A 12,001-nucleotide genomic window follows, 5' to 3' on the forward strand; every position below is an offset into this window, starting at 1 on the left:
GCTACTCCCCCACCACGGTTCTGGCCATCGCAGCCATCGTGTCGATGTTCCCCACCTTCGTCCTCGTCAACTCCGGCCTGCTGGACTTGCCGCCGGGTTCGGCGGATGTCTTCCGGAGCCTCGGCGCTCCGCGGGTGGTGCAGCTGCTGAGACTCGCATTGCCTTCCGCGATGCCGAACTTCCTGGTCGCATTCCGCCTCAACGCCGCCGTCGCGTTCATTGCCGCGGTCATCGGTGAGTACCTGACCGGTGTCCGGGGCCTGGGCTGGCTGTTCGCCCTCTCGTTCAGCCGGTTCGATGTCGACCGGGCCTGGGGTGCGGCGATGGTCATAATCGCTCTGTCCATTCTCTCCTACGCACTCGCCAGCCGGGTCGAGGAACGGGGTATCGAACGCTGGACCTGAAGCGAGCCCGGGTTCGGCGTTGATCGAGACCCGCGACCGCTCGGAGTCGGCTGCGGATGCGGCGAAAGCGGTCACATGGCGCCCGATCATGTCGTGTGGCAGGCCCTCTCGGTTGGCGGCGAACCTGCATCGGTATGCTTACCCGGTTCGGCGGATCGGTTCGTCCGGATCCGCGTCCGGAATGAGCAAGCGAGAGTCGGAGTGCGGCTACCAGGAGGACGACGCATGATCACCATTAGGAAGCGGGTCAAGTGGATATCGGTAGTTGCGCTCCTCGCGCTCCTGGCGGTCGCCTGCGGGGACGACGAGACTGCCGAGACGCAGGCGACGCAGGCCACGGCCGCCCCGACCACTACGGCCGCGCCGACCACGACCGAGGCCGAGATGACCGAGACCACCGCGGCAGCTACGACCACCACGGCCGCCCCGACGACCACCGCAGCACCCGCTCCTGCCGAGCCGACCGACATCAGGCTCAGGCTGAGCTGGATCGCCGACCCCGGCTTCATGGGACTTTACGAGGCCGTCGAACAGGGATTCTTCGATGACGAGAACATCAACGTCACCATCGAGCACGGTGGCCCGAACGTACCCAACTCGACCCAGGTGGTCGCGGGCGGAGCCGCCGATATCGGCGTCACCGATCCGTTCTCGCTCGCTCTGGCCATGTCGGAGGGAGCGGACTTCGTGGTGTTCGGCGTCAGGATGCAGTCCGACCCGACTGGTATCGGCTCGCTCTGCGACAACCCGATCAACTCGCCGGCCGACATCGCCGGAAAGAAGATCGCAGGCGGCACCACTGACGGATTCCTGATCGATGCGTTGCTGACCGCCAACGGGTTGGAGCCCGGCACCTACGAGCTGATTCCGGCCGGCTGGGATATGTCGCCGGTGGTCGATGGAACGGTCGACGGCATGCTGATCTGGGTCAACAGCCATCCCCTCCCGCTGAACGCGCAGGGGATCTGCAACGTCAGCTGGACGTTCAGCGAGATGGGTCTGCCCGCCTACCAGGACCTATTCTTCACTACGACAGAGTTCATGGACAACAATCGCGAAGCGATCGTGGGCTTCCTCCGGGCCAACATCAGGGGCTGGGAGTACGCCTTCAACGATCCCGCCCACGCGATCGATCTGGTGATGAACACGTGGGGCGGGGTCGATCTCGGCCTGGTCCTCGAGGACCAGTTCCCCATCCATGAAGCACAGATACCCCTGATGACCAGCCCCCTCACCGATGAGAAGGGCCTGTTCTGGTTCGATCTCGACCAGATCCAGAACATCCAGAACGGTTACGTGCTGACGGCTACCGGGCTTGAATCGGTTCCGGACGCCGCCGACGTCTACGACATCTCGATCCTCGAGTCTGCCTACGAAGGCTGCGGATCCTCATTGCTGGACTGCTAGAAGCGAGTTCTCGACCGATAGAGCGCTGCCTCTCCGAAAGGAGGGGCAGCGCCTCTTTTTCCTATACTCCGGCGCCGGCCGGACCGTGTCTAGGAGGAGCTCCTACAAGCCGAGCTTGTACAGCCGGTTGGCGGTGCCCCCCATGATGGCCTCCATCTCGTCGTCTGAGATTTCAGCCGTACCCCGCCTCTCGGCGACCTCGTTCACGGCGCGGAAGAGCTCGGGGACCGTCGCCACGTTCTTGCCGATCCTGATCTTGTCGTTCCCGTCCGACCCGTACAGGGCCCGATCGATAGCCCCGAAGTCCTTGATCTTCAGCAGCGCGTCGTAGAGCTGCTCCGCGCTCCCCCCTCCGAACCACGCCAGGTCCATGTAGAAGTTGGGATGGCGGGCGGCAACGGCGATTCCCTCATCGATCCATGGAAAGGCCAGGTAGAAGACCACCTTAAGGTCGCGGAGCTCCCTGCCCACGTCGTCCAGCAGGATCGGATTCGAGTACTTCATGGGAGCGTTGATGATCGGCGTCCACCCCGTGAAGAGGTCCACGGGAACGTCGAGCTCGATGCACTTCTCGTAGAACGGATACACCCGGCGGTCGTTGATGGCATGGTCGTGGTACGCGGTCTTGAGCGCCAGGGCCACGAACCCGTGCTCCTTGATGAAGTACTCGGTCTCGGCGAAGGCGTCCTGCGGATCGCGCAACGGATCGACCGCCACCTGGCCGAGGAGCCGGCCCGGATGCTTCGCCACCTCTTGGGCGATCCACTCGTTGGGGATGTACACCCCGTGGTCGCCGGGATGGTCCGGATGCGAGGTGGTACGCCGGATGTCGCCCCCCTGTACGATCGCGATGTCGATTCCGGCATCGTCGATCATGTCCACGATGTCCTGGCCATACCGCGATACGCCCGTGCCACCGTACGGCAGGTACATCTCCTCCATCCACCACTTGGGGACCTGGCTCGGTGTCAAACCGATGTACTGGTGGCAGTCGACGGTGACCATGGTCGCTCCTAGTGGTGGGTTGCCTGGCTTGATCCCGCACAGTACTAGCAGGGTCCGGCCATGATCAGGCCCGGCCGGTGGGGGCATAGAATCCGGCCATGCGAACCGGTCTTTCTGTTGAGGACTTGGGTGACCTGCTCGATCGCCCGCTCCTGGCGACGCTGGCGACCTACGGTCGGGACGGGCTGGTCCTGCTGTCGCCCGTGTGGTTCGAATGGCGGGACGGCGGGTTCAACATCGCGATCGGCCGCGACGACGTGAAGGCGAGGCACCTGAGGCGGGACCGGCGGGCGTCGGTCGTGGTGGCGGAGGCCGAACCGCCCATGCGCGGCCTCGAGATACGCGGTTCCGCTCAGCTGTTGGCCCAGAGCCCCGATGTCGACCGCCGGATCGTCAAGCGTTACGTTGCCGCAACCGAAGTAGACGCGTACCTGGCCGGACTACCTCCGGGTACGCTCGTCCGGCTCGAGCCCGGCGAACTCCGGGCATGGGACTTCCCTGACGAGCACCACTGAGCCGGAGCCATCCGGTGCCGGCGGTGGGTACCGGCTAAGTCTGCCCGCCGTGCTTGTCTCCACCGTCGACGCGGACCTCGCAACCGGTCATCATGGCTGCCAGGTCGGACGCGCAGAACAAGGCAACCCGGGCAACATCGTCAGGCACGCCGGCGCGGCCGAGCGGCAACTCCCGGCTCATCCGCCAGCGGGAGTGTACGGCGGACTCATGGGACCGGAGGCCTAAGCATGCCCAACAGTCAAGGCTTCGGGAGCCTCTGGCTAGGGTGGCCAGATGGATTTCAAGGGACTACGTGACCGGCTGCGGGCCAGGAAGGCGGATGCCGGCGAACGGTTGGCCCTCCGGCGGACGGCGGCTCGCGACCAGTTGGAGGCCAAGGGGATAGATGCCGCGGAGCAGCTGGCGAGAAGGAAGGCGGTCCGCGCAGAGCGGAACGCGTCCGAGAAGGCCCGGAAGGCAGAGCAGAAGACCGCCGACAAGGCCGAGCGGGAAGCCGAGCGCATAAAGAGACAGAAGGTCCGGAAGCAGCGGAACCGTTTCGCTCTGGTCCAGGCCAGTGGGTCAGTTGTCGGGTGCGTCCTCTGGTCGGTCCTGATAATCGCGGTCATCATCGCGGGAGTGGTCTGGATATTCCGGGGCTTGGCCTGGGTACTTTGACACCTCACGACAAGACGCAGTAAGACGACAAGACTCCTGCTCAACCCTGTGTACATCTTGAACGCGGGCCCAACGCACACCTAAGGGCTGATCCGGAAGAGCTCCGCAGCGGTATCGCCATGATCCCGGCAATCTCCCTATCGCCGGCAATCTCCCTATCGGTAGTCTCGGTTTCCTGTCACGGGCGATCCGGTGGGCCTCATGTAGAAGTCCCTGGCGTCGGGGCTGTCCGATCCGTACGAGCATCACTGAACCGGAGCCCTCTGGTGCCGGTGATGGTTCCGCTCTACTACGTCTGACCGCCGTGCTTGTCTCCACCGTCGACGCGGACCTCGCAACCGGTCATCATGGCTGCCAGGTCGGACGCGCAGAACAAGGCAACCCGGGCCACATCGTCAGGTACGCCGGCGCGGCCGAGCGGTAGTTCCCGGCTCATCTGCTCCGCGAGGCCGTCGAGGGCCCAGCCCCCCTCCGCAGCCGACTCCTCCATCCCCGGCGTGAGGATGACCGTGGGGGCCAGTGCCAGGACCCGGATCCCGTGCTTTCCGAGCTCCGCCGCCATCCTTCTGGTGAGCGCCACCACCCCCTGCTTCGAAGCGACATAGTGCGGGGCGCCTTCCCGGACGTAGGCGGGCGCCGTCGAGATGTTGATGATGACACCCCCCGTCCGCCGGGCGATCATCCGGGCGGCCGCCTCCCGGGCGCCCAGATAGGTACCCCGCAGGTTGACGTCGAGGACGCGATCCCACTGGTCGTCATCGATGTCGAACAGGGCGTCATCCGGGTAGATGCCCGCATTGTTCGCCCAGATGTCGATCCCGCCCGTCCGGGCTACGGCGAGATCGGCCAGCGCTATGATCGACCGCCGGTCCGTGACGTCCACGCCGGCTGCAACGGCCCGGTCGGTCCCGAGCGACCTTACCGCTTCCGAGGCGCGTTCCCCGTCCACGTCGGCGACGATGACCTCAGCGCCGGCCTCGACGAACCGTCGAGCGATCGCGTAACCGATGCCCCGGCCGGCTCCCGTGACCACCGCGGTGCGCCCGCGGAGAGATATGAGGTCTTCGATCGTCCGGTCGCTCATGTCCGCGATGGCCACATCCACTTCCTTCGTTCTGGACGGATCCGGCGCGCGAGCGGTCGAACGTGGCTCCTACGCGGTGATCCGGAAGAGCTCCGCCGCCGTGCCGCCCATGATCCCGGCCATCTCCTCATCGGTGATTTCGGTGCCCTGCTCGCGTGCGATCCGGCGGGCATCACGGTAGAGCTCCCTCGCGTCGGTGTTGTCCGATCCGAAGACCACACGGTTGATAGCGCCGAGTTCCTTGAGCTTCACAAGGGCGCCCGCCAGGATTTCGGGTCCCCAGGCGGTCCATCCCGCCATCTCGGCGTAGAAGTTGGGGTGCTTGGCGACCACCGCGACCCCCTCATCCACCCACGGGTATCCGAGATGCGCCACGATGACCTTCAGATCCCGGTAGCGACGTCCGATGTCATCCAGCTGGATCGGGTCCTGGAACTCCATCGCCGAGTTGATGGTGGCCGTCCACCCGGTGTGGATCATCACCGGTATGTCCAACTCAAGACACTTTCCGTAGAGCGGGTCCAGCCGCCGGTCATTCGGAGCGTAGTGGTGATAGGTCGGCACAAGCTTGAGCAGCCGGAAGTCCAGTTCCTTGACGCATCTCTCCAACTCGAGCACCGCCGCCGGGATGTCCCGGAGCGGATCCATCGCCGCCACGCCATAGAGTCGCCCCCCGGACTGGGCGACCTGGTGAGCGACGTAGTCGTTGGGGACGAAGACGCGGTGGTCGGCAGGATGATCGGGGTGGTAGGTCGTGCGGCGGATGTCTCCACCCTGGATCATGCCGATATCGAATCCGGTGGCATCGAGGTGTTCGACGATATCTGAACCGTTCACGGAACCGACGTCCCATCCCCATGGCGCGTACATCTCCCGTACCCACCACTCGGGAGCGTGCTCGGGCACCTCGGTCACGTGCAGGTGACAATCGATCGTTAACATCGGTCAGCCTCCCAATCCGTAAAGGCGCGCTGCGTTACCGCCGAGGATCGCCGCCATCTCCTCGTCCGTGAACGGCTCCGCCCCCCTCTCCCGGGCAACCCGGTTAACACTGCGGTACACGTCCGGCACCGTGGCCTCCTCCCGGCCGACCCGCACCTTGTCGCTGTTGTTGGATCCGTAGAGCACCCGGTCGAGCGCCGACAGCGACCGGAACCGGTCCAGGGTCTCGAACAGAGGCTCGGGCCCGAGTTCGGCGAAGTGATACATGTCGCCGTGGAAGTTGGGGTGTTTCGCCACCAGCAGGATGCACTGGTCGATCCAAGGATCGGCCATCGAGATGATCACTTTGAGGTCGCGGAATCGACGGCCGACCTCGTCGAGTTGCACCGGATCGGCGTTTTCGAGCTTGGCCGTGATGATCGGGGTCCATCCGGTGAAGAAGTGGGCGGGGATGCCCAACTCGATGCATTTCTCGTAGATCGGATCCAGGCGCCGGTCGTTGGGCGAGAAGTGAAGGTAGGAACCGAGCAGCTTGAGGGCGCGGAAGTCCAGCTCGTTGACGCACCGGTCCAGTTCCTCCAGGGCGGCGCCCATGTCCCGGATCGGGTCGATGACGGCCACTCCCTTCAACCGGTCCGGGAAGAGGGCAACCTGGTGGGCCGTGTAGTCGTTGGGAACGAAGACATCGTGCTCGGCGGAATGATCAGGATGGTAGGTCGTGCGCCGCATGTCTCCACCCTGGACCAGACCTACATCGACTCCGGAACGATCCAGGAGGTCGACGATCCACTGCCCGTCGTAGTTGGTGAGAGCCCCACCCCCGTACGGCCGGTACATCTCGGTCAACCACCACTCGGGTATGTGGTCCGGGACCACCCCGAGGTGCAGATGACAGTCGACGCTGACCAACGAGGCCTCCCATCGTGGATAGTTCGGTACGGCGGTCGGGCGGTCATTGTACAAGGCGGCCCGGGCGAGACTTCCCGGCGCCACCGGGATGTAGGCTGGCGCCGGCCGGATCTCAGGGGACGTTCTCGGGCATCCTCCGTCTCGGCGCCACATGGGAGGACTTGGAATGATGAGGCTGTCGGGCGCGAGGGTCGTCATAACGGGTGCGGGGTCAGGGATCGGTCGCACTGTGGCCGAGCGGTTCGTGGCGTCCGGCGCCGGAGTGCACATATGCGACATCGACGCCGGCGCATTGGCCGCAACCCGGGAAGAAGTGCCCGGTATCTCGACGACCTTGGCCGATGTCGGGTCGGAAGAGGACATCGGCAGGGTGTTCGACGACGCGGTCGGACGACTGGGAGGGCTGGACGTCCTGGTGAACAATGCCGGGCCGAGCGGCCCCACGGTCCCGGTCGACGAACTTACCTACCAGGACTGGCGCGCCTGCATAAGTGGCAACCTCGATGGTGCTTTTCTCAGCACGCGAGCCGCGGCGCCGCACCTCAAGAAGGCCGGGACCGGAGCCATCGTCAACATGTCATCCGTTTCGGGACTCTTCGGTTCCCCCCTACGGAGCCCGTACGCGGCGGCCAAGTGGGCGTTGCTCGGCCTGACCAAGACCTGGGCCTCCGAGTTCGGCCCCTACGGCATCCGGGTGAACGCGGTCTGTCCGGGAGGCGTGGCCGGCCCGCGGCTCGACCGGGTCATGCAGGACCTGGCCGACGAGCGGGGCGTTCCCTTCCAGGAGGTGTCCGACGAATGGAAGATGCAGGCCTCCCTCCGGACCTTCATCGAACCCGACGAGATCGCGAATCTCGTCCTGTACCTGTGCTCCCCACTGAGCGCCGGCATCACGGGAGCGGTCATCCCCATCGACGGCCACCTCGAGACCCTGGTCGGCTAACCGCGGTTACCGGACCACTAGGGTGGCGAGCCATGCGACCTAGCCCGGGAGAAGTACAGCGCATCACCGTGGTGGGCGCCGGGACGATGGGGCATTCGATCGCCCAAGTCTTCGCCCAAGCCGGGATCGATGTGGACTTGGTGGACCTCGACGAGACGGCATTGGCGCGCGCCCCCGGACTGGTAGAGGCCAACCTACGAATCCTGGTCGATGCAGGCCGCTTGGCTTCTCACGAGATCCCGACGATCCTGGGGCGCCTCCATCCGACCACCTCACTGGCCGAGGCAGCGGCCCGGGCCGAGTTCGCTATGGAAGTGGTGAGCGAGACCATCGCCGCCAAGCAGGCGGTCGTCGACGCGTTCGAGGATGCGGCCGCGCCCGATGTGGTGCTCGCGAGCAACACCTCGGCCTTGGACCTGTTCACGCAGGTGACGGCCGCCAGACCCGAGCGGTTCGTCTGCGCCCACTGGTTCATGCCTGCGTACATCATCCCTCTGGTGGAGGTCGCCGGCGGACCCGACTCGTCCGGAGACTCGCTCGAGTGGACGGCCGACCTGCTCCGGCGCATCGGGAAGCAGCCGCTCGTGATGAATCGGTTCGCTATCGGCTTCATCGCCAACAAGGTCATGATGGCGATGGGGGCTGCGGCGGAGGAGCTGATGGACGACGGCGCCGCGACCTTGCAGGACATCGACTTCGCGTTGAAGACCAGCGTGGGCGTGCGGCTGGGGCTGGTGGGCATCTTCCAGAGTCTGGACTTCAACGGACTCGACCTGATCGCCGAAGGCACGGCGGAGATGGGCCTCGAAGTGCCCCCCTACCTCAAAGAGGTCGTCGACCAGGGCTTCTACGGACCCAAGACGGGCCGAGGCTTCTATGACTACGGCGGCCGCTCCGAGCGAGAGGTGGTGCGCAAGCGGGACCTGGCCTACCTGGCCGTACTGGACGCCCTGGAGGAGGCAGACGCCTTCTCGCCGTTGTAGAACCCCTCTTCGGGAACTATCGGGTCCCGGAGGTGATCACAGGCGACCGGCGCCGTGCTCGGGGTACAGCTCTTGGTAGAGCTTCCCCCGCTGGTACGGGTAGGCAGCCAGGACGGTTTCGTCGATCTCGATCCCCAGCCCGGGCCCGGTGGGGACCGCCATGCGGCCGTTCTCGACGCGATCCATACCGAAGATGGGGTCGACCAGCAGATCGTCCCGTAGCGGCTGGTACGGATCGGGGTCGTACTCGAGCACCTCGGGCTCGATGGCGGCCGCGAGATGGAGACCAGCAGCCACTCCTACCGCGGTCAGGCCTCCGATGTGGGGGACCACCGCGAGATCGTGGGCCTTCGCCAGGGCCGCCACCTCCATGCAGGCCAGTATGCCTCCGCAAACCGTCGGGTCCGGCTGGAGGACGTCCGCGGCGCGATGATGCACCACGTTCCTGAATCCGGCCAGGGAGAAGACGCGCTCGCCGACCGCGATGCGGACCGGCGATTCGGCCCGGAGCTCGGCGAGCGCCTCGATCATGTACTGGGGAAGGGGTTCCTCGTAGAAGCTCACGTCGTACGGTTCCATCTTCCGCGCCAGGCGGATCGCCTCGCGGAGCGTGTACGTCCAGTAGCCGTCCGCCATCAGAAGGCAGTCATCGCCGATGACGCGCCTGGTCCGGGCGATCAACTCGACATCCCGATCCGGGTCGTTGCCCAGCCGCACCTTGATGGCTTTGATCCCGACCTCGAGGACATCATCGAAGTACGTCTCGTGCCAGCCGAGGTCCACCTCGAACGAAGTCGTCCCCGTGGCGTACAGAGGCAAGCTGCCCACGCCGGCGCCGAGTATGGCCGCCAGGGAGACACCGTGCTCCTGGCCGAAGATGTCCCACAATGCGATCTCGATGGCGCCGATGACCTGCGCCGAGACGCCGTCCCAACCAAGGTAGCCGTCCAGCCACAGGTGCATCTCGGCCAAGCGGGCCCTGATGGCCAGCGGGTTCTTGCCGACCAGCACGTCGGCGAGGACATCATTGACGATGGTCTCCACGACCGTGGGGTACGAATGCCCGTAGGACGAGCTCGCCTCGCCCCATCCCACGTGCCCGGCGTCGGTGTCGATCTTGACCAGCGAGAAGCTGCGATGCATCTCCGGGTCGACCTTCATGTAACCGGCCGAGAAGGCCGTGATCCGGGTGATCTTCACGCGGTCACCGCCCAGAGGCCGGGCCGGAGTGTCATTGCCGGGTCCGGGCCTCGAACTTGCCCACGAGGGTGGGAGCGGGAACCTCCACCGGTGCGGTCTCCAGGTATCCGGTGACGCTCACGATCGTGTCCCGGAACCAGATGTCGAACGGGTTGTCGGATGCCGTCATCTTGTCGAGGATGGCCTCGGGGTCGACGCCGTCGATGGCCACGATGGCCAGATCCATCCCGGGAAGGCGCTGCTCCCAGACCACCTCGCGCGAGACGCCCATCCGCCGGTGATGGTCGGCCCACTCCTCGTACCGGGGTCCGGTGACCTCCCGCATCATCCGGCGCCACGCCTCCCGCTTCCCGGGAAGGATCGGTGCCACTATCAGAAACTCGGTCGTCTCCGCCAACGAGGTCTCCCATTCTCCGGGCAGGTGCGGAGTGTATCAATCGGGTGGGTCGCCCCACGCGCCCGTATTGGGTGCTCCTAGACTCGTCGGGTGCGGTTGCTGCCGACTCGCCCACCCGACCGGAGCGCACCGGCGTGAAGGTTTTTGACTTCGATCCGGGCAGGATCCACCTCTTGAGCTTGAGCCAGGGGGATGACCTGCTGGGCTCGCTGACAGAGTTCGCCCGATCCAACGGCGTCCTAGGCGCGACGATCACCTTTCTCGGCTCGGTGAGCCGTGCCGACCTCTCCTGGTACGACCCGGATACCGGCGACTACCGCACCTTCGTCCGGGAGGAGCAACTCGAGGTCGCGGGCGGGACGGGCAACATCTCCCTGTACGAAGGCCAACCGCTGGTGCACATACACGCTGTGTTCGCCGACTCGACAGGCCGGACAATTGCCGGCCACATCAACCGGGGAACCACCGTGTTCGCGATGGAAGCCACCGTCCAGCAACTCGTGGGCGATCCGCCGGAGTTCTGGGGGACTCTATGAACCGGTGCCGGTTGCCGACCGCAGTGCCTTACACGGCCATGCCGGTCGGCTGTCGCCGCAAACGATCCGAGACCAGCGGTCTGCCTGCGAAGTGGACCGCTAGTCTCCGTTTCGGCGGAACCCCCTAAGGAGGCGCCATTGACTGACCGCAACACCGGTGACGTGGGCGGAGAAATCGCCGACGGGTCACCGGTCATCTCGCTGCGGGATGTGAGCAAGGAGTTCAAGCTGCGGAGGGGAGAGTCGCTGCTGGCGGTCTCCGACGTCAGCTTCGATGTGGCGGCCGGGGAGTTCGTGGCGCTAATCGGTCCATCCGGCTGTGGTAAGTCGACCTTGCTACGGCTGGTGGGATCGCTGGAGACACCTTCCCTTGGAACAGTGGTCGTGAACGGGCGACAGCCTGCCGAGTTGGCGGCTGCGCATCGCCTGGGCGTGGCCTTCCAAGATCACGCTCTGCTCCCCTGGCTCAGTTCGTGGGACAACATCGCTCTGCCTTTCCACGTGGCCGGGATGAAGCCGGACCGCGAGCGCATCTCCGATCTCATCTCCCTCGTCGGTATGGCGGGGTTCGAGAAGGCGAGGCCGAAGCAGCTCTCGGGCGGGATGCGCCAGCGCGTCGCCATCGCCCGCGCCCTCGCCCTGAACCCCGAAGTCCTGCTTCTCGACGAGCCGTTCGGAGCTCTCGATGCGGTGACCCGCCGGCAGATGAACATGGAACTGCAGCGGATCTGGTCCGCTCAGCAGCACACCACGATTCTCGTGACCCATTCGGTGGACGAGGCCCTCTTCCTCGCCGACCGCGTCATCGTTCTGACCGAGCGGCCGGGGCAGGTGAAGTTGGTACAGGAAGTGGAGTTCGAGAGGCCTCGGACACGGGAGCTGGCGACCACTCCGGAATTCCACGCGATAGCCGACGAGCTCACCCTGGCCTTGGACTCTACGGAGACCTGAGAGCCCTCTTCCCGCAGATCAGCCCAGGCCGCGGATCAGGCTGCCCTGTGCTCGGAACCGACCAGAA

14 protein-coding genes and 1 pseudogene are annotated in these 12,001 nt (G+C 65.5%); 8 read left to right on the plus strand and 7 right to left on the minus strand.

Annotated elements, in window-relative coordinates; translation table 11 throughout:
• Together OXK16_15615 and OXK16_15620 are read left to right on the plus strand one after the other, a co-directional pair.
• Positions 1-404: ABC transporter permease subunit (locus OXK16_15615; protein MDE0377370.1), on the plus strand; the 404-nt coding region annotated here is incomplete at its 5' end.
• A gap of 225 nt (positions 405-629) precedes the next feature.
• Positions 630-1,811 carry an ABC transporter substrate-binding protein gene (locus OXK16_15620; protein ID MDE0377371.1) on the plus strand — a complete coding sequence of 394 codons (1,182 nt, stop codon included), beginning with the start codon at positions 630-632 and terminating at the stop codon, positions 1,809-1,811.
• A 102-nt stretch (positions 1,812-1,913) separates the two neighbouring features.
• On the opposite strand, the gene OXK16_15625 is transcribed toward OXK16_15620, so the two are convergent.
• Entirely contained in the window at positions 1,914-2,816 is a 903-nt protein-coding gene (locus tag OXK16_15625; GenBank protein MDE0377372.1) for an amidohydrolase family protein, read from the minus strand.
• A 98-nt stretch (positions 2,817-2,914) separates the two neighbouring features.
• Between OXK16_15625 and OXK16_15630 the strand changes: the two genes are divergently transcribed.
• A complete protein-coding gene (locus OXK16_15630) occupies positions 2,915-3,331 on the plus strand; it encodes a pyridoxamine 5'-phosphate oxidase family protein (GenBank protein MDE0377373.1) in 417 nt (138 codons plus the stop codon).
• Positions 3,332-3,365: 34 nt separating this feature from the next.
• Here the strand turns inward: OXK16_15630 and OXK16_15635 are convergent.
• Positions 3,366-3,503 (minus strand): annotated as a pseudogene (locus OXK16_15635) (SDR family oxidoreductase).
• Positions 3,504-3,605: 102 nt separating this feature from the next.
• Between OXK16_15635 and OXK16_15640 the strand changes: the two are divergent.
• Positions 3,606-3,989, plus strand: a complete 384-nt coding sequence (locus OXK16_15640; protein MDE0377374.1) for a hypothetical protein — start codon at positions 3,606-3,608, stop codon at positions 3,987-3,989.
• 289 nt (positions 3,990-4,278) lie between these two features.
• Here the strand turns inward: OXK16_15640 and OXK16_15645 are convergent, their stop codons facing one another.
• Genes OXK16_15645 through OXK16_15655 form a run of 3 tightly spaced genes read right to left on the minus strand, consistent with a single transcriptional unit; the run spans position 4,279 to position 6,924 of the window.
• The gene (locus OXK16_15645) at positions 4,279-5,088 is read right to left on the minus strand and encodes an SDR family NAD(P)-dependent oxidoreductase (GenBank protein MDE0377375.1); all 810 of its coding nucleotides are present in this window, start codon (positions 5,086-5,088) and stop codon (positions 4,279-4,281) included.
• Between the two features lie 54 nt (positions 5,089-5,142).
• The gene (locus OXK16_15650) at positions 5,143-6,015 is read right to left on the minus strand and encodes an amidohydrolase family protein (GenBank protein ID MDE0377376.1); all 873 of its coding nucleotides are present in this window, start codon (positions 6,013-6,015) and stop codon (positions 5,143-5,145) included.
• A 3-nt stretch (positions 6,016-6,018) separates the two neighbouring features.
• Positions 6,019-6,924, minus strand: coding sequence for an amidohydrolase family protein (locus tag OXK16_15655; GenBank protein ID MDE0377377.1), 906 nt, complete (start codon positions 6,922-6,924; stop codon positions 6,019-6,021).
• 166 nt (positions 6,925-7,090) lie between these two features.
• On the opposite strand from OXK16_15655, the gene OXK16_15660 reads away from it, so the two are divergent.
• Together OXK16_15660 and OXK16_15665 are read left to right on the plus strand one after the other, a co-directional pair.
• Positions 7,091-7,867, plus strand: a complete 777-nt coding sequence (locus OXK16_15660) for an SDR family oxidoreductase (GenBank protein ID MDE0377378.1) — start codon at positions 7,091-7,093, stop codon at positions 7,865-7,867.
• A gap of 32 nt (positions 7,868-7,899) precedes the next feature.
• Entirely contained in the window at positions 7,900-8,850 is a 951-nt protein-coding gene (locus OXK16_15665; GenBank protein MDE0377379.1) for a 3-hydroxyacyl-CoA dehydrogenase family protein, read from the plus strand.
• Positions 8,851-8,886: 36 nt separating this feature from the next.
• Here OXK16_15665 and OXK16_15670 read toward each other — a convergent pair whose 3' ends face one another.
• Together OXK16_15670 and OXK16_15675 are read right to left on the minus strand one after the other, a co-directional pair.
• Positions 8,887-10,050 (minus strand): mandelate racemase/muconate lactonizing enzyme family protein, encoded by a 1,164-nt coding sequence (locus tag OXK16_15670; GenBank protein MDE0377380.1) that lies wholly within the window; start codon positions 10,048-10,050, stop codon positions 8,887-8,889.
• Positions 10,051-10,081: 31 nt separating this feature from the next.
• A complete protein-coding gene (locus tag OXK16_15675; GenBank protein MDE0377381.1) occupies positions 10,082-10,447 on the minus strand; it encodes a hypothetical protein in 366 nt (121 codons plus the stop codon).
• A gap of 134 nt (positions 10,448-10,581) precedes the next feature.
• On the opposite strand from OXK16_15675, the gene OXK16_15680 reads away from it, so the two are divergent.
• Together OXK16_15680 and OXK16_15685 are read left to right on the plus strand one after the other, a co-directional pair.
• Positions 10,582-10,983, plus strand: coding sequence for a DNA-binding protein (locus OXK16_15680; protein ID MDE0377382.1), 402 nt, complete (start codon positions 10,582-10,584; stop codon positions 10,981-10,983).
• Positions 10,984-11,121: 138 nt separating this feature from the next.
• Positions 11,122-11,934: an ABC transporter ATP-binding protein gene (locus tag OXK16_15685; protein MDE0377383.1), complete on the plus strand. Its 813-nt coding sequence runs from the start codon at positions 11,122-11,124 to the stop codon at positions 11,932-11,934.
• Positions 11,935-12,001 lie beyond the last annotated feature (67 nt).

It is taken from the genome of bacterium, from assembly GCA_028821235.1.
Taxonomy (GTDB): Bacteria; Actinomycetota; Acidimicrobiia; order Spongiisociales; family Spongiisociaceae; genus Spongiisocius.

What these genes read in the sequence shown, in the direction of transcription:
- OXK16_15620 (MDE0377371.1), top strand. Translation starts at nt 630, where the DNA reads ATGATCACCATTAGGAAGCGGGTCAAGTGGATATCGGTAGTTGCGCTC.
- OXK16_15660 (MDE0377378.1), top strand. Translation starts at nt 7,091, where the DNA reads ATGATGAGGCTGTCGGGCGCGAGGGTCGTCATAACGGGTGCGGGGTCA.
- OXK16_15665 (MDE0377379.1), top strand. Translation starts at nt 7,900, where the DNA reads ATGCGACCTAGCCCGGGAGAAGTACAGCGCATCACCGTGGTGGGCGCC.
- OXK16_15650 (MDE0377376.1), bottom strand. Translation starts at nt 6,015, where the DNA reads ATGTTAACGATCGATTGTCACCTGCACGTGACCGAGGTGCCCGAGCAC.
- OXK16_15630 (MDE0377373.1), top strand. Translation starts at nt 2,915, where the DNA reads ATGCGAACCGGTCTTTCTGTTGAGGACTTGGGTGACCTGCTCGATCGC.
- OXK16_15640 (MDE0377374.1), top strand. Translation starts at nt 3,606, where the DNA reads ATGGATTTCAAGGGACTACGTGACCGGCTGCGGGCCAGGAAGGCGGAT.
- OXK16_15625 (MDE0377372.1), bottom strand. Translation starts at nt 2,816, where the DNA reads ATGGTCACCGTCGACTGCCACCAGTACATCGGTTTGACACCGAGCCAG.